The 26305-nt window shown below is 62.3% G+C and carries 22 protein-coding genes and 2 tRNA genes; 11 read left to right on the forward strand and 13 right to left on the reverse strand.

Annotated features, from left to right (window positions below; genetic code table 11):
- Positions 1-12 precede the first annotated feature (12 nt).
- Both HH302_RS15310 and HH302_RS15315 read left to right on the forward strand, forming a co-directional pair.
- A complete protein-coding gene (locus HH302_RS15310) occupies positions 13-1485 on the forward strand; it encodes a DUF2357 domain-containing protein (RefSeq protein WP_172203094.1) in 1473 nt (490 codons plus the stop codon).
- 165 nt (positions 1486-1650) lie between these two features.
- Entirely contained in the window at positions 1651-3609 is a 1959-nt protein-coding gene (locus tag HH302_RS15315) for a lipopolysaccharide assembly protein LapB (RefSeq protein ID WP_172203095.1), read from the forward strand.
- Positions 3610-3748: 139 nt separating this feature from the next.
- On the opposite strand, the gene HH302_RS15320 is transcribed toward HH302_RS15315, so the two are convergent.
- The 8 genes from HH302_RS15320 to HH302_RS15355 all read right to left on the reverse strand — a co-directional run bounded on the left by HH302_RS15320 (position 3749) and on the right by HH302_RS15355 (position 9909).
- Entirely contained in the window at positions 3749-4090 is a 342-nt protein-coding gene (locus tag HH302_RS15320; protein WP_172203096.1) for a hypothetical protein, read from the reverse strand.
- Positions 4087-6309, reverse strand: a complete 2223-nt coding sequence (locus tag HH302_RS15325; protein ID WP_172203097.1) for an AAA family ATPase — start codon at positions 6307-6309, stop codon at positions 4087-4089. Before HH302_RS15325 ends, HH302_RS15320 begins: the two co-directional genes overlap by 4 nt.
- A 172-nt stretch (positions 6310-6481) precedes the next feature.
- Positions 6482-6694, reverse strand: a complete 213-nt coding sequence (locus tag HH302_RS15330) for an AlpA family transcriptional regulator (protein WP_172203098.1) — start codon at positions 6692-6694, stop codon at positions 6482-6484.
- 103 nt (positions 6695-6797) lie between these two features.
- On the reverse strand, positions 6798-7328 hold the full coding sequence (locus HH302_RS15335) for a hypothetical protein (protein ID WP_172203099.1): 531 nt from the start codon (positions 7326-7328) through the stop codon (positions 6798-6800).
- 149 nt (positions 7329-7477) lie between these two features.
- The gene (locus HH302_RS15340; protein ID WP_172203100.1) at positions 7478-7933 is read right to left on the reverse strand and encodes a hypothetical protein; all 456 of its coding nucleotides are present in this window, start codon (positions 7931-7933) and stop codon (positions 7478-7480) included.
- 444 nt (positions 7934-8377) lie between these two features.
- Positions 8378-8454 (reverse strand) — tRNA-Arg (locus tag HH302_RS15345).
- 72 nt (positions 8455-8526) lie between these two features.
- Positions 8527-8620, reverse strand: a tRNA-Ser gene (locus HH302_RS15350).
- A gap of 62 nt (positions 8621-8682) precedes the next feature.
- Positions 8683-9909 (reverse strand): aspartate kinase, encoded by a 1227-nt coding sequence (locus HH302_RS15355; protein WP_172203101.1) that lies wholly within the window; start codon positions 9907-9909, stop codon positions 8683-8685.
- A gap of 236 nt (positions 9910-10145) precedes the next feature.
- Here HH302_RS15355 and HH302_RS15360 point away from each other — a divergent pair, with 236 nt between their 5' ends.
- Both HH302_RS15360 and queD read left to right on the forward strand, forming a co-directional pair.
- Complete coding sequence (locus HH302_RS15360; protein ID WP_172203102.1) at positions 10146-10442, forward strand: DNA-binding transcriptional regulator; 297 nt, start codon at positions 10146-10148, stop codon at positions 10440-10442.
- Positions 10443-10555: 113 nt separating this feature from the next.
- Positions 10556-10996 carry a 6-carboxytetrahydropterin synthase QueD gene (gene queD, locus HH302_RS15365; RefSeq protein WP_172203103.1) on the forward strand — a complete coding sequence of 147 codons (441 nt, stop codon included), beginning with the start codon at positions 10556-10558 and terminating at the stop codon, positions 10994-10996.
- Between the two features lie 92 nt (positions 10997-11088).
- Here queD and HH302_RS15370 read toward each other — a convergent pair whose 3' ends face one another.
- From HH302_RS15370 to chvE, 5 genes are all read right to left on the reverse strand, one after another.
- Positions 11089-11907, reverse strand: a complete 819-nt coding sequence (locus tag HH302_RS15370; RefSeq protein ID WP_172203104.1) for a pyridoxal phosphatase — start codon at positions 11905-11907, stop codon at positions 11089-11091.
- On the reverse strand, positions 11904-12878 hold the full coding sequence (gene araC / locus HH302_RS15375; RefSeq protein ID WP_343073453.1) for an arabinose operon transcriptional regulator AraC: 975 nt from the start codon (positions 12876-12878) through the stop codon (positions 11904-11906). Before araC ends, HH302_RS15370 begins: the two co-directional genes overlap by 4 nt.
- Before the next feature lie 9 nt (positions 12879-12887).
- A complete protein-coding gene (mmsB, locus tag HH302_RS15380) occupies positions 12888-14096 on the reverse strand; it encodes a multiple monosaccharide ABC transporter permease (protein WP_305847228.1) in 1209 nt (402 codons plus the stop codon).
- A 9-nt stretch (positions 14097-14105) separates the two neighbouring features.
- Complete coding sequence (gene mmsA, locus HH302_RS15385; protein ID WP_371814722.1) at positions 14106-15638, reverse strand: multiple monosaccharide ABC transporter ATP-binding protein; 1533 nt, start codon at positions 15636-15638, stop codon at positions 14106-14108.
- A gap of 87 nt (positions 15639-15725) precedes the next feature.
- Positions 15726-16790, reverse strand: a complete 1065-nt coding sequence (gene chvE / locus HH302_RS15390) for a multiple monosaccharide ABC transporter substrate-binding protein (protein ID WP_172203105.1) — start codon at positions 16788-16790, stop codon at positions 15726-15728.
- 646 nt (positions 16791-17436) lie between these two features.
- Here chvE and HH302_RS15395 point away from each other — a divergent pair.
- The 7 genes from HH302_RS15395 to yjfF all read left to right on the forward strand — a co-directional run bounded on the left by HH302_RS15395 (position 17437) and on the right by yjfF (position 26194).
- On the forward strand, positions 17437-19122 hold the full coding sequence (locus HH302_RS15395; protein ID WP_371814723.1) for a ribulokinase: 1686 nt from the start codon (positions 17437-17439) through the stop codon (positions 19120-19122).
- Positions 19122-19820: an L-ribulose-5-phosphate 4-epimerase gene (locus tag HH302_RS15400; RefSeq protein WP_172203107.1), complete on the forward strand. Its 699-nt coding sequence runs from the start codon at positions 19122-19124 to the stop codon at positions 19818-19820. Before HH302_RS15395 ends, HH302_RS15400 begins: the two co-directional genes overlap by 1 nt.
- A 30-nt stretch (positions 19821-19850) precedes the next feature.
- A complete protein-coding gene (araA, locus tag HH302_RS15405) occupies positions 19851-21353 on the forward strand; it encodes an L-arabinose isomerase (protein WP_172203108.1) in 1503 nt (500 codons plus the stop codon).
- Between the two features lie 158 nt (positions 21354-21511).
- Positions 21512-22471, forward strand: a complete 960-nt coding sequence (locus HH302_RS15410; protein WP_172203109.1) for an ABC transporter substrate-binding protein — start codon at positions 21512-21514, stop codon at positions 22469-22471.
- Positions 22472-22599: 128 nt separating this feature from the next.
- Positions 22600-24132, forward strand: coding sequence for a sugar ABC transporter ATP-binding protein (locus HH302_RS15415; protein ID WP_216661927.1), 1533 nt, complete (start codon positions 22600-22602; stop codon positions 24130-24132).
- A complete protein-coding gene (locus HH302_RS15420; RefSeq protein WP_246479829.1) occupies positions 24129-25208 on the forward strand; it encodes an ABC transporter permease in 1080 nt (359 codons plus the stop codon). Before HH302_RS15415 ends, HH302_RS15420 begins: the two co-directional genes overlap by 4 nt.
- Positions 25208-26194, forward strand: a complete 987-nt coding sequence (gene yjfF, locus HH302_RS15425) for a galactofuranose ABC transporter, permease protein YjfF (protein WP_172203110.1) — start codon at positions 25208-25210, stop codon at positions 26192-26194. Before HH302_RS15420 ends, yjfF begins: the two co-directional genes overlap by 1 nt.
- Positions 26195-26305: the final 111 nt, after the last annotated feature.

Consider the following 26305-nt stretch of genomic DNA (forward strand, 5'->3'; position numbering starts at 1 on the left):
GGCTTTCGCGAGATGCTCGCCTGCGAGTTCGTTGCCGCTCGACCGGCCCCCTGCTCACTGGTGGTCGACGAAGTACCGCTGACCGTAGTGCCGGGCAAGACGAACGCTTGGACATGGTCGCCAGCGTTCTTTGCCGGAACGGTGATGGCCGAGCTGATGGATACCGCCGGGCGCGTGATCTGCCGCTACCGGCTGGACGTTTCCCCTGATCCCGCAAAGTTGGGGCAGGACGCGTTTGTGGCAATGCTCGATGCGATCTACGAGCAGGAGCCCGCGCTGCTGATGGGCTCGGAATCCACGCAGTTCGAAATCGGCGCGGAAGGCGCGGTTACAGCGCTAGCACTGGAGTACGCGCGCATTCGTCAGTACGGCGACGAACTGTTGCACGCCCTGAACCGGATTGCCGCGCGTCCGCTGACCCACACTACGCACGATCGCGAGGTGTTGCCAATCAACCAGGTGCGGCGGCTAGATCAGCGCTCACTGATCGCAATGCGCCGCAATGTGCCTGCATTGGCCGCTGTGGCCGGACACTTGGACGATGCTGTAGCAGCACTTGGCTTCGACGTTCCGTTTTCTCGACCAGATCTGGATACGCCAGCGCACCGCGCGTTGCTGACGGTGGTGCATGCAGTGCTGAGGCGACTGCGAAGCGTCCGCGATGAACTTGTCTCCAGTGCAGCATCCGACGCATCGAGCGAGACACGAACGTCTGTGGCGCCCCGCCTGCCCTATCGCCTAAATTATCTCAACCGAATTGAGGGCAGTTTGCGGAGGGCCTGCGCAAGCGCACCACTTAGTCATGCGAGCCGGCGGGAAATATCCGCCGCGGCGTTGAACACGATATCTGCCCACCCGACCTACGCGCGCGCTTACAAGTCATGCTGGCGCATCCTGCGACAGGGTATTGCGGGCGCAGCGCGAGATGAATTGTTGTGGATGAGCCCCACGTGGGAAGTCTATGAGCGCTGGTGCTTTCTGGAAGTGTTCCGTTGCATCAAAGACAGCGTTCCGGGCTTGGTCTGGTCGCGCAAATACCCTTCAAAACGCGACGACGGCATCGTGTATCGCGGCGAGTCCGCCGATGGGGTTGTCACGCTCTATCTGCAGCCTCGCTTCCCAGCATTCGACCAGCCGCCATGGCGAGGATTCAGAAGCCTGTCGGGCGAACGCAGGCCAGATATCGTGCTGACCAGCGAAACAGCGACGGGCAAGAAGTTCGCCGTACTGGACGCAAAGTACCGAACGCACCGCTCTGCGGTGCTCGACGCGATGTCATCAGCACACATTTATCAGGACAGTTTGCGTTGGGGTGATCAGCGCGCGGAGATGTCCTTGCTCCTGGTGCCCGCTGGTGGCGGCGCACTTGGTCTGGAGAGCAGCGCTTTCATCGCCGCGCACCGTGTTGGCGTCGTGCCGATTTCGCACGGAACGCCGACCTCCGACTTTTGTTCCATTGTTCTTGAGGCTATCGGGCTCGCTTAGCCGCACGCCAGGCAAACTTACACTCCATGCGCCCAGAGGCCAACAGGACGACTCAGGTTCGTCCGCACTGCACCGGACCTGCAAACGAGCCGGGGACAGTGCGGTGCAAGCAATTTCCCGTGATCGGGGAAGTCACCGTTCCTCTCATCTATTGACGCGACGACAATGTTCAAACGCCTGCTCTCCGCCCTGACCGGCAAGAAGAACGCCGCTCCAACTACACAAGAGACGACACCCGCCGATGCCTCGCCAGCGGAAGAGCAGCTGATCACGGTGTATGACGCCTACGGGCGTGAACTGAAGATCACGCGCAATGAATGGCGCGAAAAGATGTTGCTGCCCAATCTCGAAAAGCAGTGGAACAACGCGGATGAGCTGTACCGCCTGATCCTCACCGCGCTGGATGACGGCTTCGCTGCCGACGTTGTCGCGGCTTCAAGGCGGTTGACCGAGATCGATGGCACTCCTGAGCGCGCTTTCACGATCCAGGGCATCGTGCTGTTGAAAACCGGCCAGCTCGATGCAGCGGAAGCGGCGTTCAAAACGGGTGTGCAGAAGGTGGGTGAGACCGCGACGCTGCTGACGAACCTGGCCAAGGTTCAAGCCGAGCGCGGCGCTCACGAGCAGGCTGAAGCACTGCTCTGGCAAGCCTTGCTGAAAGACCCGAACATGGAAAACGGCCTACTGTGGTGGGCTGCGATCCACGTGGACCGCGAGGGTGATGCCGGCCACCTGCGAGCGCTGCAGGCGGTTGCGGACTTGCCAGGCAGTTGGCGAGCCCAGCTGTGGATTGCGCGCCACCACCTCGACGCCAAAGAGCTTGATTCGGCGCGACGACTTTATGAGGAGGTGCTGGCCGGCGGTCAGTTTGACGCGCAGTCCCTGATGATGATTTCGGGCGACCTGGGCAACCACGGACATATCGAATTGATGCTTGATTTGCTGGGCCCGGTGTTCGACGCAGAAAAACACGATCCGCGCGCTGGACTTAATCTGCTGCAAGCGTGTGTTCACCTAGCTCGGGTGAATGATGGTGAGGCGCTTCTCGCCCGACTTTATGCATTGAACCTTGCGCCGTACAAACAGCATCTGGATCGGTTCGCCAACGAACTGCAGAACATCAAGACCGCGCAGACTGCATCAAAGCCTATCGACACCGATCAACTCAAGACGACCACAGTCGCGATCACGCAGCCAATCTGGCAGTACGGGCTGCAACAACCGGATTGGTTGCTGCATCAAAAACCGGACGACGCGCCGCAGATCGGCTTCTTTGCGCTGGCTAAAGTCGACTCTGCTTCCAATGCGGCGGAGGAACAACGGGAAGACGATGTCGGCCGCTATACGCGCGCGATTCCACTCTACCTCGCCGAATCGGCCCATTACTGGACGGACTTCGCAGCTGCGACATACGTGCTGGCCGTTGATGGCGGAGGGCCCATCGTGTTCAGCGAAGAGCTGAACGTGGAAGGCTTGTTCGACATCGTGCCGTCGCAAACGGCTTGGTTGGTCACCGGCAAGATCGGCAATCAAGGAGACGCTTGGCAGATTTCGCTGACGCTGTGGGATTGCGCAACACGAACACACCACGTGACCGAAGAGGCCACCGCAACGCGAGCCGAAATCGGTGATGCCGTGCGTCACCTTGAACAGAAGATCTTGGCTCACGTGGGCCGAAAACGGGAAACACCGCTCGACGCGTTCTACCGTCGCCCGCCTGCTGACGCGCTGGCCCCTTACCTCACCGAGCTTGGCCAGCTCTTCATGCTGACCCTCGTCGCCAATAACATCGCACCAAAAAGCGGACTCTGGGGCGAACGCAACATGCTAGATTGGCCCTTGAACATGGCACTGCACTGGCCAAGCGCTGAGGTGCCAAAGCTCATGTATCTGTCGGGGCTTGCGAAAGCAAAGGAGTATGGCTCCGACGTACTCCCCGAATACAAAGCACGAACGCTTCAGCTACTCAAAGACGCCACGCACGCGAACAGTGTTGCAAGCGACTTGGCGCCGCTAGTTTGGCGAATCTTCGGGATGGACGAAGAGTTCAATCAGTCCCACACAATGCGACAAGGGGAATCCGACGGACGCTACAGAGCTTGGCTGGAACGGGTCGCACCTTAAGGCAACGAATTGGCTCTCCGGCACTCGGCACATCGTGCGCAGGAATGTGTCACCGGCGCTTGCCGCCTCAATGCCAATTAGTCGCCTGCGGCTCGCCACCCGCAGTCGAGGCCAAAAGCTGCAAGTGGCCGTTAGTAGCTCAGGCGGGCGGGGACGATGACTCCGCCCTCCAGTTGAAGTAGTCCCGCACATCCGCGCTCCACCGGCACCGGCAGATCACTTCATCAATCGTCGCCGGGTCGGTTTCCTCGATCAGCGCTAGCCATGCCCGGATTGCTGCCTCCTCGCGGGCGGTAAGAGAGTCAACGTCGCCTCGGCCGGCTTTGAGTGCGTCAATGATTTCTGCTTTGTGATCGCGAAGCGTAGACAGCCAACGACTCACGGCGGCGCCGTCGCCCGTCGCCTTGATGGTGCCAACTAACGATAGCACCAGCCGCACCCCGTCCGCGTGCGCTTCGCGGATGATGCTCGCCGCGTTCATATTTCGACCTCGACAAGCGAATTGGCGGCCGAAGGTGTTGAAGGTGCCAAAGGCGCCAAGCTCTTTTGACTGGCATCTACGGCATCTTCGTGGATGGTTGGCACCTTCGGAGGTAGTCGCCACGTCCATCCACCTCTCATCCCGTCCTTTCGCCTGTCGATCTTGATCGTGTTGGCGGCACGCTGGATGCTGCGTCTGGAGTATCCGGCCTGGTCGGCATCCTTGAACACGTCCCCGGCTCGCATCGGGCCAGCCGCCAGCAGGTCCGAAAGGAATCGCTTTGCATCGGCAGAGGTGCCACCTTCACCGTCGTCGCCCGTGGCGTCCGCTGTGGCCAACGGTTCCCGCGCCGCGCCTTCCACCGCATTGCCCCAAAGCACAGATGACGCGAAGACGCCAGGATGCGCTTTGAGCTCGGCCTGACGCAGATCGTATTCAAAGCCACCGTCATCCGGACCGATGTTGGATTTTGCCCTGCAGAAGAGTCGCACGGTGCGCCCATCCTGACCTTCTTCCTGGCACTTCGCGGCAACCAACACCACGCGGGCCAGTGCACCAAAAGCGAGGCTTCCGGTCAGCCGCTCTACCGGATCGCGTCCACCTGTGCCCTTGGAAAAATGTGTGATACCCAACAGGGCGCAGCGCATCGCAGCAGCCAGGTCAACCAAGGGTTGGAGGCCTCGCCGTACCTCCGCATTTTTGTGGCTGTCGCCGGCAATCGCTGAAACCACTGGATCGACGATCAGCAGTTGCACGCCACCAATCTCGGTGAGCTTGCGCCTTAGCGGCTCCATGTCGCGAGCCGGGTCGAAGGAACGCCGTTCGTTGCCATCCCGAATGTCGGCGATGAAATAGACCCGAGACAGGTCTGCGCCGGACAGTGTCAGACGCGGGATCAGCGTGTCGGCCGGATCATCCTCACCGCTCCAGATCACAACGTTCCCGGCTGTGGATCGGGAGCCATCCGGCCATTGCCCGCCTGTTGTCACCGTCGCCGCCAGACCCATGCTAATCGTGGTCTTGCCAGTGCCCGGCGCACCTCCGAAGACGTGCATCTTCCCGGCCGCGAGCCAACCATTCCAAAGCCATGCAATTGCTTCGGGCGTCACATCACAGGCGCGGATCAGAGTCACGTCCCGCGCGTATTCGCACGCAGCCTCGTCATGATTGCGGAGGAGTTGCTTACCCCTTGCGGGTAATCTTGCACCTGCAATGGCGCGCGCCACGGAATCTGGCCCGCAGATCACTGCCAAGTCGTTGAAGTCCGTGGCGGCGGGATCGCGGTCGGCTCCGAAGTCAGGAACTGCGAGCAGCCCGCTCACCGCCTGGGCGGCCTCGATCGCATGCGGATCAGGCTCGCCAGTCGCCTTCACTAGATCAGCCAAGATCACCAGTGCCGCAGCAGGGTAGCGTTCGCGCATCACCTTCGTCACGGTCCGCAGGTTGCCGGACGAAAGCGCCGCAATGGCTGGGTGCCCTGTCGCCTGCTTGGCAGACAGCACGGTCGCCACGCCCTCGCCAATCAGTAGGGTGAGGCCCTCACCGTCGCCACTGCTAAGGCGTTCGCTTGCCCAATAGCCACCCACCTTGCTACCGCGCCCGGCAAGAGCGGCCTTGCGTTTAGCGCCGTCAATCAGTTCCAGCGTCGAGATGCCATTGCCCTGCTTGACGGGAACCACTAGCAAACGCCCGCTTAGCACATCAGCGCCCGACTTCGGGGCATAGCCAAGGATCTCCGCCGCCACGCCTGCGTCAATCTCCCGCAGGGTTGCCACCGGTAGAACCCGCTTGCGCGCGAGGTATGGATGATCGGCTTTCGCTTCGGTCGCCGCATTCAGAATCGCCGCCGCCCTCAAGGCAGTGTCGGCGCGTTCGCGGGCGGTCTCGGCATCCTCATTTGCTGCGAACTCCGCCGCAATGCGTCGCCGCTCGGCGAGCTGTTCAGGTGTCGGCCTCTGGTATCGCCCATCATCGCGCCAGCCATTCACTTTGGCTTCACGGAACAGGGTGCCGATTCTCAGCGGCCCGGTTTCGCTAATGCTCTTCCAGACGTATGCGGCCTCATCGTTACCACGCCCATCCCGCCATTCGTCCCATAGGTCGCGGCCGGCGTCGCCTAGTTCTGACTTCACCATGCAGCCGATGCGAAACCGCTCGTCATGCCCACCGACAGGGATGAATTGCAGGGCTTCACGGATGCGATCAAAGTAATCCGTCATTGCCACCTCCGTTGCCAGTCGCGCTCTTGGAGGCATTGGCTGCGGCGCGACTTGGCGTGACAGGAACATCCCTGCAGCGCGCTGACTCCGGTAGGATTACGGCTATCAGAAGTCCTTTGGGTCGGACGGTCGCCACCGTTCCGGCCCATTGTTTTTTAGTCATCTTCGTCCCCTAAACTGATGCAATCAGGGCGCGAATGTCCTCAACCCGCCACGCAGTAACTCGTGGCCCGAGCTTTACAGGTTTGGGGAATCTGCCTGCAGCGACGCCCGCCCACCAACAGGATTTTTTGACGGGGATGATCGCCGGGATGGGCGGTTCGGCATCGGGATTGCCGATGATTTGCGAAAGGCGAAGAAAACCGGTTTCGGGGAGGTGGTTCATTTGGATACTTCCTCATCCAAGTTAGGGTGGAGGCATCCTCTTAGATCCATCTTGATGCAGGGCCGCATGCGGTTTCATGAATACCGCATGCGGCATCGAGTCCTTATTTCTGGCGGTTCTCAAGCGCGTTTGGGATTCTTTCTAGGACTCGACGAACCGTGTCATCGGACACCGGCACGCCAAACTCCTCGGTCATTTTTGCGATCCGACGAGCAGCTCCGCGCTCTTTATGGTCAATCCCCTTGTAGTCGCAGAGCGTTGCGACCAAAACCAAGAGTGTTTCCTGCACTACGGCAGATCCAGACGCACTCTTAGCACTTGCACTCGGCGGGGATGAACGCGCCAATGCCCACTCGAGCATGTCGAACGGATCCACGTATGGGTAGAGTCTTTGTCGTTCGAGGAAGACTTGGAATTGCACTAGCGAGCACGGAAACGGCAGGGCAGGTTCCTTCAAGTTGCCAGTCGGGTGCTCCGAAATCGCTTCCCGTTCAGCCGGAGTAAGGATCCCTTGATGCTCGCGAACATACACCCCGTCACCACGAACCGAGAAACAGTCCTCCCAGTTTTCAGGATCAGTAACACGACACAGTTTGATGAAATCTCGATATCCAAACCGGGCCGTTGTGTCCATTTGCACTGCTTCCTCCTTGCATAGAACAACTAAATCGGTCGACGTGGGCCACGAACCGAATTGGTCAGTCCGTGGCTGCATCGCATTCGCGCGCATCCCTCGCCGCGCGTGAAATCAGTAAAAATCAGCACGTTTGACGTTCATGCGCGTCAAACCCCGCCCAGCATTGTGGTGTCAGGCTGTACTTCCGAACCACCAACTGGTGGATGGTCTCCCTCCCATTTCCGCAGCGCCTCCTTCGCCTCCCAGTCCGCGATCATCTTGTTCACTGCGGCGCGCTCTTCTGGCGTCGTCGCGTCCGGCAACTGAGAGATTCGCCGCTTGTTAATCGCTGGTGGCGTCCCAGCTAGATCGGGCAGTCGATTCGCCCGCAAGGAAGCCAAGGCGTCACGCGCGCCTTGGCGCAACGACTCAATTTCTTCCGGACTGAGCCGCGTCGGGTCATTGTTGCTTCGCCCCTGGGCACCAACGCCTACCGCGATGGTTCGCGCCGCTTCGTTCTTCTCGTAGTCAGCGATCATCTTCGCTACCGACGCGCGTTGTGCCGGCGTCATCGTGTCGGGAAGTTCCGACAACCTGCGCCTGTTGTTTCCGTGCTTGCTCATGGTCGCCCCACGTCAAGCGGCCGTCGCTGTCGACGGCCGGGTCGCTGCCGATGTTGTCGAACTGCGGGCCAAGCTTCTTCCTGAAGCCGACGGCATCCGGTTCGATGCGCGACACTTTCAGCGTAGCAACTTTCGGAATAGATGGGACTGATCCAGCATTGGCGCTTTAGGGAGAAACCAATGTTGCCCCGCGTACCACCGAGGGCACGACAAGGCCGCGGGCGACTCCCCCGAGCATGGCACGCGGTCTGCCGAGTGGCGCGAAGTTTTGCGGGGAATCAACGAGGCGCTACGCCAACAGAAGTGGAAGCAGGAACGTGCGCCCTGTCCCCGACGAAACCGAAAGCAAGCGGCAAACAGGCACAGTACAGGCACAAAACGCGCCATCGACCAGCAGAAAGCAAAAAGCCCAGTCCGAGGACTGGGCTAAGTGCTTGAAGAAGTTGGTACACCCGGAGCGATTCGAACGCCCGACCCCCTGGTTCGTAGCCAGGTACTCTATCCAGCTGAGCTACGGGTGCAACCGAGAACAGAACTATAGACTACCTAATTCCGCATTGCAAGTATTTTTTTAACACCTGCATTTTTTCTTTTGGCGGAGAGTGAGGGATTCGAACCCTCGATACGAGTTTTAGCCCGTATGCTCCCTTAGCAGGGGAGTGCCTTCGACCTCTCGGCCAACTCTCCGCACTTAAGAGGCGCGACTATAGCGGTTTTTTACCTCCGCCGTCAATCGCGCCGGTACAACTTTAGTTCGCGTGATCCAGCTCGAAAGCCTTGTGCAGCACGCGAACAGCCAACTCCAAGTACTTCTCGTCAAGCACGACAGAAATCTTGATTTCGGAAGTGGAGATCATCTGGATGTTGATGCCCTCTTCTGCCAGCGTGCGGAACATCTTGCTCGCGACGCCCGGATGCGAGCGCATGCCAACGCCTACGGCAGACACCTTGCAGATACCCTTGTCGCCGACCACTTCACGGGCGCCGATATGGGCCTTGACCTCTTCGAGCACGCCGCGGGCCTTGTCGAACTCGCTGCGATTGACGGTGAAGGAGAAGTCAGTGGTGCCGTCGTGGCCGACGTTCTGGATGATCATGTCTACATCCAGGTTCGCATCCGCGATCGGGCCGAGAATCTGATAAGCGATACCGGGACGGTCCGGCACGCCGAGAACCGTAAGCTTGGCTTCGTCACGGTTGAACGCGATACCCGAAATGATCGGCTGTTCCATGCTGCTATCTTCCTCAACGGTAATCAACGTGCCCTCGCCATCTTCCTGGAAGCTGGAGAGCACGCGCAGTTTGACTTTGTATTTGCCAGCGAATTCGACAGAGCGGATCTGCAGCACCTTGGAGCCAAGGCTGGCCATCTCGAGCATCTCTTCGAAGGTGATGCGATCAAGCTTGCGTGCTTCCGGAACGATGCGCGGGTCGGTCGTGTAGACGCCGTCAACGTCGGTGTAGATCTGGCATTCATCGGCGTGCAGGGCTGCGGCAAGCGCTACGCCGGTGGTATCGGAACCGCCGCGCCCCAAGGTCGTGATGTTGCCCGCCTCGTCGACACCCTGGAAACCGGCCACGACAACGACATGGCCTTCGTCCAGATCCTGACGGATACGGTCCTCGTCGATCTTGAGGATGCGCGCCTTGGTGTGCGTGTTGTCAGTCAGGATGCGGACTTGCGGGCCGGTGTAGCTGCGCGCCTTGAGGCCCTGCTCCATCAGCGCCATCGACAGCAATCCGATGGTGACCTGCTCACCCGTCGACACCACCACGTCCAGCTCACGCGGATCGGGTGAGGCCTGAATATCCTTGGCCAGACCGATCAGGCGGTTGGTCTCTCCGGTCATCGCGGAGACAACAATCACCAGCTGGTGACCTTCCTTCTGGAAGCGGGCGATCCGCTTGGCCACGTTCTTGATACGCTCAGTGGTACCAACCGACGTGCCGCCGTACTTTTGAACAATCAGAGCCATCGTCTTATCTGTTTCGCGTAGGACCCGCGATTGTACACGAACTCCCCTGCCCGCCGCAGATCCCGGGTGACACTGTTTAACAGTTGCTCGCACAATGGCTTGGCATATGGAACTATGGCAATCAGATATTGATCTATAATTCGGGAACTGGACGATCAGTTTCCGGTCTTCGCAAGGCAGGCCGTTTTTATAACGACGGTCGGGGAAGCGCAAAAAAACGAAGTGAGGTTGCCATCATGAAGAGTACTAACGACAAGGTTGATGTTCGCGAGATCCGCCGCAAGCTTGGACTGAATCAATCCCAGTTCTGGTCGAAGATCGGCGTCACGCAGAGCGGGGGCTCGCGCTATGAAAGCGGTCGCAACATTCCGCGCCCGGTTCAAGCCCTGCTCCGTCTGGTGCACGTTGAACAGGTCGACATCGGCAAGATCCGCAAGGATGATCTGGACGTGATCGAGTACCTGAAGCAGGCCGATCCGGATCTGCTGAAGAACCTGAAGAAGGAAGCCAAGGCGAAGAAGAAGGCTGGCTAAGCCCCGACTTCCCGGCATAATGAAAAACGGCATCCTGCAGGATGCCGTTTTCTTTTGCTGACTCCGGTACGGACTCAGCAGGCAGCACCAACGCACCCGTAAGACAGCAGAACATGAAAATTACCCGCCGCCTGGAGTTCGATGCAGGTCATCGAATCCCGCACCACGCCAGCCAGTGCCGCAATCTGCATGGCCACCGCTACACGCTGGAACTGACGCTGCAAGGCGAGCCGATCAGTACCAAGGGGTCGTCGGACGAAGGGATGCTGCTGGATTTTTCCGACGTCAAATTCATCGCAAAACGCGAGATCGTCGATCGCTGGGATCACGCGTTCCTGGTGCACGCCGACGATACGGCGGTACGCAGCTTTCTGGAATCATTGCCGGATCACAAGACGGTGGTCCTAGCGCTCGTGCCAACGGCCGAGAATCTGGCACGAATCGCGTTTGACACCCTCGCACCGCATTTTGACAACGCGTATGCCGGTCGGCTGAAGCTCGCTCGGGTTCGGCTGTACGAAACGCCCAACTGCTGGGCCGACGCAGAGGCCTGAGCATCGCCCCAAAAACGCACACCAGCGCGATCAAACTGATCCACGACCCCCAGGCTCCCCTGCCTAGGCGGAGGGGCATGTAGCCGGAAGTGTCAGGTGACGAACCGCTCGAGCGTGCGGGCAATGGTGTCGCTATCGTTGGGCCCCGCGAGCCAGTCTGCGGCCGCGCGGACTTCGGGCAGGCAGCCCGCCATGGCAACACCGACGCCAGCGAGTTCGAGCATGCTGATGTCGTTGGGGCTATCGCCAAAGGCGATCACGTCTTCAGGCGCGATGGCGTTCTCGGCAAGCCAGCGGGCGAGCAGCGCACCTTTACTATTGCCGCCTTGCGCGATATCCACGCGGTTGCTGCCTGACCATTCGCACGCCAACCCCATTTCGCGCTGAACCTCCGCGACGAGCTCGACCAAGGGCTCCGCGATCGGATGCGTGAGCGCGAACTTCCAGACGATGTCGGCGGTGACCGCCACATCCTCGAATCGAGCGACTTGCTGGAAGGCAGCGCGGTCTGACGGGTGCTGCGTCTCGATCCACTTGAGCAGGCGCGCGAGGTGGGGTTCGATGCGCTCGTAGGTGATGGTGTCGCGGATGTACATCAAAGCGTGGATGCCGCTCTCGCGAATCTTGCGCAGGAGGAACAGCGCCTGGGTGCGCGACAACGGATTCGGCATCAGCGCCTCTCCACGCGCGTAGTCGTACAGGTAGGTGCCGTTGCAGCAGATGGCCGGTAGTTCAAGACCGAGCGCGCGATGGTAAGGCGCCGCTGCGGCGTGGTGACGACCGGTCACCAGCATCACGTCGACACCGCGCTCACGCAAACCTGTGATTGACGCAACCGACTCGGGGCGGATCTGCAAGCGGCTGTCGAGCAGCGTACCGTCCAGATCAAGCGCCACGAGGCGGATTGTCATCCCCTGATCCCTTTCTGCAAGGCCTCGAAGGCGAAGTTCGATAGCGGCGCCATCAACTGCGGATCGACCAGCGGATGAGGCTCGGTGTCGCAGGACTTGCGATAACCGCTCGGGCTGATGCCGACCCGTTTTCGGAACACGCGCGAGAAGTAGAGCTGGTCTTCGTAGCCGACGATTTCCGAAACGCGCGATACGGGCGTGCGCGTGCTCTGCAGCAGATGCTTTGCCAACAGCACACGCTGATCTTCGCGCCAGCGCACGATGTTCATGCCCATCTGCTCGCGGAACAGGTGGGCGAGCCGCGAGGGCGACAGGCACACATGCCGCGCAATGTCGTCCAGCCCCAGGTCATCGGCAAGGTTCTTTGCGATGAACTGGCATGCGGCCTGCACGCGGCTGTCGATCGGCTTGGGCAGATTCTCCGGGCGCTCTTCGTAGGCCCGGATCAGCAGCCGTTCGAGCAGGTTGATCGCGAGCTCTTCCGAGGTGCGCCGCTCGCCGCGATGGGTGCGGTCGATTTCCTGGAACAGCGCATCGAACTCGGCGATCAGTTCCGGCGAACCGAGGCTCAGCTTGCCCACGCGTCGCGTCGGGTGCGGCCACTTGAGCCAGTTGGCCCAGTAGCCACGCGGACGGAAGTACACCCAGCGGTGATACCAGTCCGGGCTACCCGGCGCGCGGCCGTAGTAGTGCGGGGTTTCAGGCGAGAACAGCAGCAGGTCGCCAGTGCGGCAGATGAAGGATTCATCGCCGTCGACCACCTTGCCCTCGCCCTTCACCGTCATGTTGATGATGAAGCCCTTCATGCCGTTCGGGCGGTCGATGAAGAAATCCAGCGGCCCGTTCTCGATGATCGGGGTCACCCCGGCCACCAGATACAGGTTGAAGGAGTAGCCCGGCAACAACGGGTTGAGCTGCTTGCCCCCGTTGTCGCCGTAGTTCATCGCGGATGCCGGCATCGGCTCATGCATCGCAAGCGCTCACTTGTTCTTGTTGTAGACATCGACGAACACTGCGGCGACCAGCACCAGGCCTTTGATCACCTGCTGGTAGTCGATGCCGATACCCAGGATGGACATGCCATTGTTCATCACGCCCATGATGAATGCGCCGATCACTGCGCCCATGACCTTGCCCACCCCGCCGGAGGCCGACGCCCCGCCGATGAAGCAGGCGGCGATCACGTCGAGCTCGAAACCCAGGCCCGCCTTCGGCGTTGCGGTATTCAACCGCGCGGCGAAGACCAGGCCGGCGAGCGCCGCAAGCGCGCCCATGTTGACGAAGGCGAGGAAGGACAGCCGTTCGGTCTTGATGCCCGACAGCCGTGCGGCCTTCTCGTTGCCGCCCAGCGCGTAGATGCGGCGACCGATCGTTGTGCGCTTGGTAACGAAGTCGAACATCAGCGTCAGCGCCAGCATGATCACCAGCACGTTCGGCAGGCCCTTGTAGCTGGAGAGCAGGTAGGTGAAGAACAGGATCGCCGCTGCAAAGATGCCGGTCTTCGCGAGGAACAGGCCTAGCGGCTCAACCTGCGCACCGTAGCGCGTCTTGTTCGCCCGCGCCCGCAGCCCGGTATAAAGCAGCGCTACCGCACCGACAACGCCGAGCGCCATCGAGGTCAGCCGTAGCGCTTCACCAGCAAATGGATCTGGGATGAAGCCCGAAGACAGCAGTTGGAACTCGGGCGGGAAAGGGCCGACCGACTGCCCGGCGAGCAAGGCCAGCGCCAGCCCCTTGAACACCAGCATGCCACCCAGCGTGACGATGAAGGACGGGATCTTGTGGAAGGCCACGAGGTAGCCCTGCAGGCCGCCGACCACCGCGCCGACGCCCAGGCATACGAGCGCCGCCGGCAGATAGTGCCAGTGGTAGTTGACCATCAGCACCGCCGCGAGCGCGCCGATGAAGCCCGCAACCGAGCCGACCGAGAGGTCGATGTGCCCGGCAACGATCACCAGCAACATGCCCAGCGCCATGATCACGATGTAGCTGTTCTGCAGCACCAGGTTCGTGATGTTCAGGGGCTGCAGCAGCGTGCCTTCGGTCATGTACTGGAAGAACACCATGATGACCGCCAGCGAGAACAGCATGCCGTAGTCACGCAGGTTGGTCTTCACGAAGCCGAGCAGGGATTTGCCACGGCTGGCGGCCGGTGCCGCGCTTTCCATCATCGTATCCATGTCTTTCATTTCCCGACTTCAGCCTTCTTTGCCGGCCGTGACGATGGCCCGCATGATTTTTTCCTGGCTCGCTTCGGCGGCCGGCATTTCGGCCACGAAAGCACCTTCATTCATCACATAGATCCGGTCGCTCATGCCCAGCAGTTCGGGCATTTCGGACGAGATCAGGATGATGCATTTGCCCTCGGCCGCCAGTTGCGCCATCAGGCTGTAGATCTCGAACTTCGCGCCAACGTCGATGCCGCGAGTCGGCTCGTCGAGGATCAGCACTTCGGGCTCCGAGAACAGCCACTTCGAGAGCACGACCTTCTGCTGGTTGCCGCCCGACAGGTTGCCAACGTGCTGAAACACGTCCGCGCTGCGGATGCGCATCTTGCGGCGGTACTCGGTGGCGACCGAGAACTCGCGGCCAACGTCGATGACCCCGCGCGCGGCGACACCCTTCAGGTGTGCGAGCGAGATGTTGTGCTGGATCTCGTTCTCGAGCACCAAGCCGTAGCCCTTGCGGTCTTCGGTGACGTAGGCCAGACCGTTATGCACCGCACGCTCGACGCTGCTGACATCGATCTGCGCGCCCTTCAGGAAGGCGTTGCCCTTCACATGCCGGCCGTAGGAACGACCGAACAGGCTCATTGCAAATTCGGTGCGCCCCGCACCCATCAGGCCGGCGATACCGACGATCTCGCCGCGGCGCACGTTCAAGCTGACACCCTTGGTGACCTCGCGCTCGCGGTGCAGCGGATGCATCACGGTCCAGTCACGCACCTCGAACACGACATCGCCGATATTCGGCGTGCGCGGCGGGTAGCGATCGGCCATCTCGCGGCCGACCATGTTACGGATGATCACATCCTCGCTGGCAGGCCCGCCGCTGCAGTCGAGTGAGGTAACCGTTGAGCCGTCGCGCAGCACGGTGATCGTGTCGGCGACGCGCGAGACTTCGTTGAGCTTGTGCGAGATCAGGATGCTGGTGATGCCTTGCGACTGGAACTCCAGCAGCAGGTCGAGCAGCGCCTGGCTGTCGTTCTCGTTCAGGCTCGCCGTCGGTTCGTCGAGGATCAGGAGCTTCACACGCTTGGAGAGCGCCTTCGCGATCTCAACCAGCTGCTGCTTGCCGACGCCCAGGTCTCCGACCGGCGTATCCGGCGACTCCGAGAGCCCTACTTTCGCGAGCAGCTCGACCGTGCGGCGATGTGTCTGTGCCTCGTCGATGATGCCGCGACGTGATTGTTCGTTGCCAAGAAAGATGTTCTCGGCGATCGACAGCATCGGCACCAGCGCCAGTTCCTGGTGGATGATGATGATGCCCTGTTCTTCGCTGTCGCCGATCGATTCGAAGCGCTGTTCCTGCCCTTCGAAGCGGATCGTTCCTTCGTAGCTGCCGTAGGGGTACACGCCGCTGAGCACCTTCATCAGCGTCGACTTGCCCGCGCCGTTCTCGCCGACGATCGCGTGGATCTCGCCGGCTCGCACCGCGAGGTTCACGTCCTTCAGCGCAACCACGCCCGGAAAGCGCTTGGTGATGCCGCGCATCTCGAGGATGGATTCCACTCTGCTCCTCCGATTACCGGGCGTGCGGCGCACCGCCCACCCGGTTTCAAACGCAGCGGTGCCGCACCGCGCGGCACCGCATCCGGCTTACTTCAGCTGATCCGCGGTGTAGTAGCCGCTATCCACCAGCACCTGCTTGTAGTTGGTCTTGTCGACGGCAACCGGCTTGAGCAGGTAGGACGGCACGACCTTCACGCCGTTGTTGTACGTCTTGGTGTCGTTGATCACCGGCTGCTTGCCCTGCAGCACCGCGTCGACCAGATCGGCGGTGACCTTGGCAAGTTCACGCGTGTCCTTAAACACGGTGGAGTACTGCTCGCCGCGCAGGATCGACTTAACCGACGGGATCTCCGCATCCTGGCCGCTGACGTACGGCCAGGGCTGACCGGCCGTGCCATAGCCAACACCCTTCAGGGAGGAAAGGATGCCGATCGACAGACCGTCATACGGTGACAGCACCGCGTTGACTTTGTCCTTCGTGTAGAAGGCCGACAGCAGGTTGTCCATGCGCGCCTGCGCAACAGCGCCGTCCCAGCGGAGCGTCGAAACCTTGTCCATGCCCATCTGCTTGGAGCGCACCACGAGCTTGCCGCTCTTGATGTAGGGGTCGAACACCGACATCGCGCCGTTGTAGAAGAAGAAGGCGTTGTTGTCGTCCGGCGAGCCGCCAAACAGCTCGATGTTGAACGGGCCCTTGCCCTGCTTCAGACCCAGCGCGTTCTCGAGCGACTGCGCCTGGATCACGCCGACCTGGAAGTTGTCGAAGGTGGTGTAGTAGTCGACGTTCTTCGAGTTCTTGATCAGGCGGTCATAGGCGATGACCTTGACGCCCTTGTCGTGCGCCTTCTGCAGCACATCGGTCAGCGTGGTGCCGTCGATCGACGCGATCACCAGCACCTTGACGCCCTTGGTGACCATGTTCTCGATCTGCGCGAGCTGGTTCGGGATGTCGTCGTCTGCGTACTGCAGGTCGGTCTTGTAGCCGCGGCTCTGGAAGACCTTGACCATGTTGTTGCCGTCGGCGATCCAGCGTGCCGAGGACTTGGTCGGCATCGAGATCCCCACCAAGCCTTTGTCGGCCGCGCTCAGTACGGGCATGTAGGCGGCTGCGGCCAAGGCCAGCGCGGTCGCCAAAGCAGTTCTGCGTTGCATCTTCTCGTCTCCTGTCTTGTTTGTGTCCGGAGTGCAGCCCCCGCTCTTCTGCGGTGCGCCACGCCCCCTTGTCCGGCAGCCGGTTCGGCCTGCCGCCTCCTGCATCACTACCGCCCCCGGTAGTGACTCTCTCCACATCCGGGGCCCGCCATTCGTCCATATCGGCGCACCCCGCGTTCCACACAAAAATCCATAAAACAGCACCAAGCACAACTGTTCGGGCGCCCTTGCATCCAGTGTTTTGCGTGGAATGCACCCACTGAACCGCCCGATTTCGCGTCGGCCAGCACGCACAGCCCGGCCCAACCCGAAACACAGAAATGCACGCAAAACCTTGCAGTTACTTGCCTTGAAGACCAACGCTACCACCCACCTCAAGGCTGTTCGACGACGCGGAACGGATCATAAGTCCCGATGATCGACCCATAAAAGGCTCTGCAAGACCAAACAGGCGGACTCAGCCGTTTTGTCCATAACTACGACAGAACTCAGTCAGTCCATCCATTTACTGCGCCGCAACATTCGGGGTCATAGCCGAAAAGTGCATGAAGCCAGCCGCCCCCTCCTGACACCCCTCTGATTCGAACTCCTAAGGTTCGCCACATCGATGGCATCAACGCGATGCCGCTGTCTGGAGATTCGATTCGTGCAAGCAAGCCCTTCAAGCGCCATCGCGATTGGCCTCGATTTCGGCAGTGACTCAGTGCGTGCGCTGGCGGTGCGCTGCGGCGACGGCGCAGAGCTGGCCACCCATGTCGCCTGGTATCCACGCTGGAAGCGCGGCGAGTTCTGCGACCCGGTGCGCAACCAGTTTCGCCACCACCCGCTTGATTACATGGAGTCGATGCAGGCAGCGGTGCGCGAAGTTGTCGCCCAACTCAGCGCCGAGCAACGCGCCGCGGTGGTCGGCATCGGTGTGGATTCCACCGGCTCGACGCCGGCGCCGGTGGACGCAGCCGGCCATGTGCTGGCGCTGCATCCGGACTTCGCCGACAACCCGAATGCGATGTTCGTGCTGTGGAAGGACCACACCGCGATCGACGAAGCCGAAGCGATCAACGCGCTGGCGCGCAGCGGCCAGTTCCGTGACTACACCCGCTACATCGGCGGTGTGTATTCCTCTGAATGGTTCTGGGCCAAGATCCTTCATGTCACCGCGGCGGACGAGCGCGTGCGCCGCGCGGCGGTGAGCTGGGTCGAACTCGCCGACTGGGTGCCTGCCCTGCTCTCTGGCACCACCCGTCCGCAGGACATTCGCCGTGGCCGCTGCGCCGCCGGCCACAAGAGTCTTTGGCACCCGGAATGGGGTGGCCTGCCCGAACGCGGTTTCATCGAAGCGCTCGATCCGAAAATCTTCGAAACGCTGCGGTACCCGATGTTTGCCGACACCTGGACGGCGGAACACCCGGTCGGCCGCATCACCCCGGAGTGGGCCGAAAAGCTCAACCTGCCCGATACGGTGATCATCTCGGGCGGAGCCTTCGACTGCCACATGGGCGCGGTCGGTGGCGGTGCAGGCCCGCACACGCTGGTCAAGGTGATCGGCACCTCGACCTGCGACATCCTGATGGCGGACGCCGCCACGATTGGCGAGCGCGCCATCGCCGGCATCTGCGGCCAGGTCGATGGCAGCGTGCTGCCCGGCAAGATCGGCCTCGAAGCGGGCCAGTCCGCCTTTGGTGACATCTACGCCTGGTACGCGCGCCTGCTCGGCTGGCCGCTCGAATTCGCTGCCAAACACAACCCGTCGCTCGCCGGTCCGCTGGCCGAGGCGCAGGCACAGTTGATCCCGGCGCTCGCCGAAGCCTGGGCCGCCTCGCAGGATCTGGATCACCTGCCAGTGGTGCTGGACTGGTTCAACGGCCGCCGCACGCCCTTCGCGAATCAACGCCTCAAGGGCGTCATCACCGACATCAACCTCGGCACCGATGCGCCGGCGTTGTTCGGCGGCCTCATCGCCTCAACAGCCTTCGGCGCCCGCGCGATCATGGAATGCTTCATCGACCAGAAAGTCGCCGTGAACAGCGTGCTCGCAATGGGCGGTATCGCGCGCAAGGCGCCGACGGTGATGCAGGTCTGCGCCGATGTGATGCAGCGGCCGATCGACGTGGTTGCGTCGGATCAATGCTGTGCGCTGGGCGCCGCAATCTTCGCGGCCGTCGCAGCCGGCACCTACGGTACGGTGGAAGCCGCACAGCAGAAGATGGCCAGCCGCATCGAACGCACCTTCACGCCCGACGCAGCACGCACCGGCAAGTTCGACGCGCTGTACCAGCGCTACCTCGAATGGGCCAAGGCCGGCGAACCGCTCTTCGCGGCGGAGATCCACTGATGTCGACCCTCGCCCTCCGCGAAGCGGTACTCGAAGCCAACCTCGCCCTGCCGCGCCACGGCCTTGTCACCTTCACCTGGGGCAATGTCAGCGGCGTGGATCGCGAGCGCGGCCTCGTTGCGATCAAACCCTCCGGCGTGGCCTATGAGCACATGACCGCCCGCGACATCGTGGTGCTGAGCTTGGATGGCGAGAAGGTGGAAGGCGAGCTGCGCCCGTCTTCCGACACGCCGACGCATCTGGCCCTGTACCGGCGTTATCCCGAAATCGGCGGCATCGTGCACACGCACTCCACGCACGCCACCGCATGGGCGCAGGCGCACAAGCCGATACCGGCCTTTGGCACGACGCATGCCGACTACTTCCATGGCGAGATCCCCTGCACGCGGCCGCTCAGCAACGCCGAGGTCGAGAGCGAATACGAGCTGAACACCGGCAGCGTGATCATCGAGACGCTGGGCGAACGCAGCCCGCTCGCGATGCCCGGCATCCTCGTGTCCGAACACGCGCCCTTTGCCTGGGGCAAGTCGGCGGATGACGCGGTGCATAACGCGGTGGTGCTCGAAGAGGTCGCGCGCATGGCGCTGCTGACGCTCTCACTGAATCCACGGCAGGGGCCGATCGCCGACTACCTGCTCGACAAACACTACCTGCGCAAGCACGGCGCCAAGGCCTACTACGGCCAGGGCCGGGGCTGACGCACGCATCCATCCAAGGAAGGACATACCGTGGAACGCTACAAACAACTCGAAGTCTGGTTCGTCGTCGGCAGCCAGTTCCTGTACGGCCCGAAGACGCTGCAACAGGTTTCGGACAACGCAACGAAGCTGGTCGCCGGCCTCAACGCCGAAGCCGGCCTGCCGCTCAAACTCGTGCTCAAGCCCACCGTGAAGAGCGCGGAAGAAATCCTCGCCGTCTGCCGTGAAGCGAACAACGCGCCGGACTGCGTCGGCCTGATTACCTGGATGCACACCTTCTCGCCCGCCAAGATGTGGATCGCCGGCCTTCAGGCGCTCAACAAGCCGTGGATGCAGTTCCACACGCAATTCAACGCATCGGTGCCCTGGGCGACGATGGACATGAACTTCATGAACCTGAACCAGACCGCGCACGGCGGTCGCGAGTTCGGTTTCATCGGCGCGCGCATGCGCAAGAGCTACGAGGTGGTGGTCGGCCACTGGCAGGACCCTGCCGCGCAGGCCAAGCTGGGCCGCTGGATTCGCGTGGCCGCTGCGGTGCACGACATGCGCCAACTCAAGGTGGCGCGCTTCGGCGACAACATGCGCGACGTGGCGGTCACCGAGGGCGACAAGGTCGAGGCGCAGATCAAGTTCGGCTACGCGGTCGATGGCTACGGCATGGGCGACCTCGTGAAAGACATCGAGGCGGTCGAAGACAGCGCCCTGAAGGCGCTGGTGGATGAATACGAAACGCGCTACACGCTGGCCGACAGCGTGCGCGCGGGCGGCGAGAAACGCGTCAACCTGCTGGAAGCTGCGCGCATCGAGCTGGGCATCAAGAACTTCCTCGAACGCGGCAAGTTCGGCGCTTTCACCACCACCTTCGAGAACCTGCACGGCCTCGTGCAGCTGCCGGGCCTCGCGGTGCAGCGCTTGATGCAGCAGGGTTACGGCTTCGGTGCCGAAGGCGACTGGAAGACCTCCGCGCTGCTGCACACGCTGAAGTTCATGAGCGAAGGCCTGCCCGGCGGCGCATCGTTCATGGAGGACTACACCTACGATTTCGCGATGTCGGGCGACCTCGTTGTCGGCTCGCACATGCTGGAGGTCTGTCCCTCGATCGCCGGCGACACGAAGCCAAAGCTCGATGTGCTGCCGCTGTCGATCGGCAAGAAGGACGACCCTGCCCGCCTGATCTTCAATGCCAAGGCCGGCCCGGCGGTGAACGCCAGCCTGATCGACATGGGCAACCGCTTCCGCCTGATCGTCAGCGAGCTCGATGTCATCGACCCGCCGCACGATCTGCCCAAGCTACCCACCGCGCGTGCGGTGTGGAAGGCGCTGCCGAGCCTCGCGGTGTCGGCCGAAGCGTGGATCCACGCGGGCGGCGCGCACCACGCCGTGTTCACGCAGGCGCTGGATGTCGACACGCTGCGCATCTTCGCCGACATGCTCGACATCGAGTTCCTGCAGATCGGCCGCGACACCCGCATCGACGCCTTCCGTAACGAAATTCGGTGGAACGAGCTGGCCTATGCTTTAAAGCACTAAGTCACCCGAAGATTGACTGGTTGAATGCCGCGTCCAGCGGCTGCGCATTTCAAATCACACAAGGCGCCAAAGAGCGCCGCAAGACCGGAGCAGGAAACACAGGCACACGCGGTCGGAGCCCCGCCAAAAAGGCCCCAAACACCAAAGGAGACAAGAAGATGAGCATCAGCAGACGTTGTGTCCTCACGCTGGCGGGTGGCTTGCTGCTCGCAGCAACTGCCGGCGTACAGGCAGCGGACAAGAAGATCACGCTTGGTTTTGCACAGGTGGGGGCAGAAAGCGAGTGGCGCACCGCCAACACGCAGTCGATCAAGCAGTCGGCCAAGGAGGCCGGCATCAACCTCAAGTTCTCCGATGCACAGCAGAAACAGGAGAACCAGATCAAGGCGATCCGCTCCTACATCGCGCAGAAGGTCGACGTGATCGCCTTCTCGCCGGTGGTGGAAAGCGGCTGGGAAACCGTGCTGCAGGAAGCCAAGGCCGCGAAGATCCCGGTGATCCTCACCGACCGCGCCGTCAGCGTGAAGGACGATTCGCTGTACGTCACCTTCATTGGCTCGGACTTTGTTGAAGAAGGCCGCCGCGCAGGCAAATGGCTGCTCGACAACTACAAGGGCCAGGGCGATGTGAACATCGTCGAGCTGCAAGGCACCGTTGGCTCTGCCCCGGCGATCGACCGCAAGAACGGCTTCGAAGAAGTGATCAAGGCCCAACCGCGCTTCAAGATCATCCGCTCGCAAACCGGCGACTTCACCCGCGCCAAGGGCAAGGAAGTGATGGAAGCCTTCCTCAAGGCCGAGGGCAAGAAGATCAACGTGCTCTACGCACATAACGACGACATGGCGATCGGCGCGATCCAGGCCATCGAAGAAGCTGGCCTCAAGCCGGGTAAGGACATCATCATCATCTCGATCGACGCCGTGAAGGGCGCCTTCGAAGCGATGATTGCCGGCAAGCTCAACGTCACGGTTGAGTGCAACCCGCAGCTCGGCCCGCAGCTGATGGAAGCCGCAAAGGCCGTGGTTGCCGGCAAGCAATTGCCCAAGCGCATCGTGACGAAGGAAGGCGTGTTCCCGATGGAAGTCGCGGCCAAGGAATTCCCGAACCGCAAGTACTGAGCCCCGCCTGATCGCACCGGGCTCGCCTGGTGCGAAGGCTGACGCGCAACCGGTTCCGCCGCGGGGTACCCCCGCGGTAGTGGCCCGCCGGGGCCCCGCGACGGAATCCTTTCCAGCAAGGGACGGTCATGGTCGTCAACGCTTCACAGCCGGTGCTCGAAATGCAGGGCATCGACAAACGCTTTCCGGGCGTTCATGCGCTCTCGAAAGCCGCGCTGCGCCTTTTTCCCGGCGAAGTGCATGCCCTCATGGGGCAGAACGGTGCAGGCAAATCCACGCTCATCAAGGTGCTGACCGGCGTAGAAACGCCGGACGCCGGCGAGATCCGCCTCGGCAACGAGGTCGTGCACCCCGAGTGCGTCGGGCACGCCCAGCAGTTGGGCATCAGCACCGTGTATCAGGAAATCAACCTCTGCCCCAACCTTTCGGTGGCGGAGAACATCTACATCGGCCGCTTCCCGATGCGCCACGGCATGGTGGACTGGAAGCACATGCAGCAGGACGCGGTGGCCGCCCTGAAGGCGCTGAACGTCGATGTCGACGTATCGCTGCCACTTGGCCACTACCCGGTCGCGATCCAGCAGATGGTCGCGATTGCGCGTGCGCTGTCGACCGACGCACGCATCCTGGTGCTCGATGAACCGACATCCAGCCTCGACGAAGACGAAGTCGCGCGGCTGTTCGATACGCTGCGCGGGCTCAAGGCGCGCGGTATCGCGATCCTCTTCGTCACGCATTTCCTCGATCAGACCTACGCGATCTCCGACCGCATCACAGTGCTGCGCAACGGCGAATTCGTCGGCGAATACCTCGCGGCCGAACTGCCGCGCATGGCCTTGATCGAAAAGATGGTTGGCCGCGCGATTGAAGAAAGCGCCTTCGCGCGCCCCGCCGAAGACGCCAGCGGCGAACACGCTGCGCAGGACACCGGCGCCCCAATGTTCAGCGCCCGCGGCCTCGGCAAGCGTGGCGCGGTGCAACCGCTCGATCTGGAGTTCCGCGCCGGCCGTGTGCTGGGGCTCGGTGGCCTGCTCGGCTCCGGCCGTACCGAGACCGCGCGCCTGCTGTTCGGCATCGACCGTGCAGACGCCGGCAGCGTGGATTGCGGCGGCGCCAAGCGCCAGTTCCGCAGCCCGGCTGATGCGATCCGCGCCGGCATCGGCTTCTGCCCGGAAGACCGCAAGACCGAGGGGATCGTCGCCGAACTGTCGATCCGCGAGAACATTGTGCTCGCACTGCAGGCGCGGCGCGGCATCTTCCGTTACATCCCGAAGCGCAAGCAGCGCGAGATCGCCGACCGGCTGATCGCCCAACTGGGCGTACGCACGCCGGACGCCGAAAAGCCGATCGGCCAGCTCTCGGGCGGCAACCAGCAGAAGGCGCTGCTCGCGCGCTGGCTCGCCACCGAACCGAAGATGCTGATCCTCGACGAACCGACACGCGGCATTGACGTGGCGGCCAAGCTGGAGATCATGGACATGGTGAAAGCGCAGTGCCGCAAAGGCCTTGCGATCCTGTTCATTTCGTCCGAGATGGCCGAGGTGCTGCGTGTGAGCGACCGCATTGCGGTGCTGCGCGACCGCCGCAAGGTCGGTGAAATCGACGGGGCCGGCGCGCAAGAGCGCGACGTGTTCCGCCTGATCGCCGGAGCCGAACAATGAAAGCCGAGACCATGCCTCAACCCGCCCGCTTCGCACTGCCGGCCCCGTTGCAGGGGCTGACCCGCCGCCGGCTGTTCTGGCCCTGCGCCACGCTTGCGCTGCTGCTGATCATCAACGGCGCCTTCAACCCGAACTTCTTCAGCATCACGGTGAAGAACGGCCACCTCTACGGCGCACTGATCGACATCCTCAACCGCGCAGCGCCGCTGATGCTGGTCGCGATCGGCATGACGCCGGTGATCGCCACACGCGGCATCGACATCTCGGTCGGCGCGGTGGTTGCGATCTGCGGCGCAGTGGCCGCGAGCCTGATCGGGGGCACGCTGATCATCCAGAACGGCACGCCGGTGTATGTGTCGCAGACCCCGATGGCGCTGGCACTCTTGATCGCACTCGGCGCCGGCCTGCTGTGCGGGCTATGGAACGGCGCGCTGGTCGCCGGTGCCGGCATGCAGCCTATCGTCGCCACGCTGATCCTGATGGTCGCCGGCCGCGGTGTGGCGCAGTTGATCACCGAAGGCCAGATCATCACGGTGTACTACGAGCCCTTCTTCATCATCGGCAACGGCTTCCTGTTCGGCCTGCCGGTCGCGCTCTACATCGTGGCCGCGGTGGCGCTGCTGATGTTGCTGCTGGTGCATCGCACCGCGCTGGGCCTGTTCATCGAAGCGGTGGGCATCAACCCGGTGGCGGCACGCTTTGCCGGCCTCAACGCCCGCCGCATCCTGATCATGGTGTACGCGTTCTGCGGTTTGTGTGCCGCGATCGCCGGACTGATCGTCGCATCGAACGTGAAGAGCGCAGACGGCAACAACGCCGGCCTGCTGATGGAGCTGGACGCGATCCTCGCCGTCACGCTCGGCGGCACCTCGCTCGCTGGCGGGCGCTTCTCGCTTGCAGGCAGCCTGATCGGTGCGCTGATCATCCAGAGCCTCACCTACGCGATCTACTCGCTGGGCGTGCCGCCGGAAATCAACATGGTCGTCAAATCGGTGGTGGTGCTCACGGTCTGCCTGATGCAGTCCGACAGCTTCCGCGCCACCTTGCTGCAACACCTGCGTCGGGAGCCCCGCTGATGAGCCGCAACCGTCTCTTCAACCCCGCCCTGCTGCCGCTGGCGGTGACCAGCCTGCTGTTCGTGCTGACCTTTGGCTACGGTGCGGTGGCCTACACCGGCTTCCTCTCCAGCCAGGTGTTCCTGAACCTGCTGATCGACAACGCCTTCCTCCTCGTGGTCGCGATCGGCATGAGCCTGGTGATCCTCACCGGCGGCATCGATCTGTCGGTCGGTTCGATCATCGCGCTGGTCACCATGGTATCGGCGAGCCTGGTCGAGCATCACCACTGGCCGGTGTATGTCGTGGTGCCACTGTGCCTCGCGATCGGCGCGGGCTTCGGTGCGCTGATGGGCTGCCTGATCCACTTCTTCCAGTTGCAGCCCTTCATCGTCACGCTCGGCGGCATGTTCCTCGCACGTGGCCTGTGCTACGTCATCAGCATCGATTCGATCGAGATCACCGACCCCGCCTACATGGCCATCGCGCACCACAAGATCATGCTGTGGGGCGAGAACTTCATCTCGATCAACGTGGTCATTGCGCTCGCGGTGGTCGCGCTCGGCGTGTTCCTCGCCCACTACACGCGCTTCGGCCGCACCGTGTACGCCATCGGCGGCAACGAACGCTCCGCGGTGCTGATGGGCTTGCCGGTCGGCCGCACCAAGATCCTCGTCTACACCTTCAGCGGCACCTGCTCCGCGCTCGCCGGCGTGGTCGTCACCTTCTACATGCTCTCGGGCTACGGCCTGCACGCCCAAGGCATGGAACTCGATGCGATCGCCGCGGTGGTGATCGGCGGCACGCTGCTCACCGGCGGCGTCGGCTATGTCGCCGGCTCGCTGGTCGGCGTGCTGATCCTCGGCGTGATCCAGTCGCTGATCACCTTCGACGGCACGCTCAACTCCTGGTGGACCCGCATCGCCGTCGGCGTGCTGCTATGCGCCTTCTGCCTGCTGCAACGCGGCCTCGAGCACGGCGGCAAACGGCAACTCGCCACCGCCTGATCGCACAGCGCAACCCTCGGGACGCCGGCACCCCCGCGAACACCGCCCGCGTCCCATTTCCTCCCGCCCGGCATCATCCCGCCAGGCGCTACGGTGACCCCGGATTCGTCC

Source organism: Niveibacterium sp. COAC-50 (genome assembly GCF_013184235.1).
Taxonomy (GTDB): domain Bacteria; phylum Pseudomonadota; class Gammaproteobacteria; order Burkholderiales; family Rhodocyclaceae; genus Niveibacterium; species Niveibacterium microcysteis.

Coding starts and splice junctions, on each gene's coding strand:
- HH302_RS15310 (WP_172203094.1), top strand. CDS start 13: ATGCTCGCCTGCGAGTTCGTTGCCGCTCGACCGGCCCCCTGCTCACTG.
- HH302_RS15315 (WP_172203095.1), top strand. CDS start 1,651: ATGTTCAAACGCCTGCTCTCCGCCCTGACCGGCAAGAAGAACGCCGCT.
- HH302_RS15320 (WP_172203096.1), bottom strand. CDS start 4,090: ATGAACGCGGCGAGCATCATCCGCGAAGCGCACGCGGACGGGGTGCGG.
- HH302_RS15325 (WP_172203097.1), bottom strand. CDS start 6,309: ATGACGGATTACTTTGATCGCATCCGTGAAGCCCTGCAATTCATCCCT.
- HH302_RS15330 (WP_172203098.1), bottom strand. CDS start 6,694: ATGAACCACCTCCCCGAAACCGGTTTTCTTCGCCTTTCGCAAATCATC.
- HH302_RS15335 (WP_172203099.1), bottom strand. CDS start 7,328: ATGGACACAACGGCCCGGTTTGGATATCGAGATTTCATCAAACTGTGT.
- HH302_RS15340 (WP_172203100.1), bottom strand. CDS start 7,933: ATGAGCAAGCACGGAAACAACAGGCGCAGGTTGTCGGAACTTCCCGAC.
- HH302_RS15355 (WP_172203101.1), bottom strand. CDS start 9,909: ATGGCTCTGATTGTTCAAAAGTACGGCGGCACGTCGGTTGGTACCACT.
- HH302_RS15360 (WP_172203102.1), top strand. CDS start 10,146: ATGAAGAGTACTAACGACAAGGTTGATGTTCGCGAGATCCGCCGCAAG.
- queD (WP_172203103.1), top strand. CDS start 10,556: ATGAAAATTACCCGCCGCCTGGAGTTCGATGCAGGTCATCGAATCCCG.
- HH302_RS15370 (WP_172203104.1), bottom strand. CDS start 11,907: ATGACAATCCGCCTCGTGGCGCTTGATCTGGACGGTACGCTGCTCGAC.
- araC (WP_343073453.1), bottom strand. CDS start 12,878: ATGCATGAGCCGATGCCGGCATCCGCGATGAACTACGGCGACAACGGG.
- mmsB (WP_305847228.1), bottom strand. CDS start 14,096: ATGAAAGACATGGATACGATGATGGAAAGCGCGGCACCGGCCGCCAGC.
- chvE (WP_172203105.1), bottom strand. CDS start 16,790: ATGCAACGCAGAACTGCTTTGGCGACCGCGCTGGCCTTGGCCGCAGCC.
- HH302_RS15400 (WP_172203107.1), top strand. CDS start 19,122: ATGTCGACCCTCGCCCTCCGCGAAGCGGTACTCGAAGCCAACCTCGCC.
- HH302_RS15410 (WP_172203109.1), top strand. CDS start 21,512: ATGAGCATCAGCAGACGTTGTGTCCTCACGCTGGCGGGTGGCTTGCTG.
- HH302_RS15415 (WP_216661927.1), top strand. CDS start 22,600: ATGGTCGTCAACGCTTCACAGCCGGTGCTCGAAATGCAGGGCATCGAC.
- HH302_RS15420 (WP_246479829.1), top strand. CDS start 24,129: ATGAAAGCCGAGACCATGCCTCAACCCGCCCGCTTCGCACTGCCGGCC.
- yjfF (WP_172203110.1), top strand. CDS start 25,208: ATGAGCCGCAACCGTCTCTTCAACCCCGCCCTGCTGCCGCTGGCGGTG.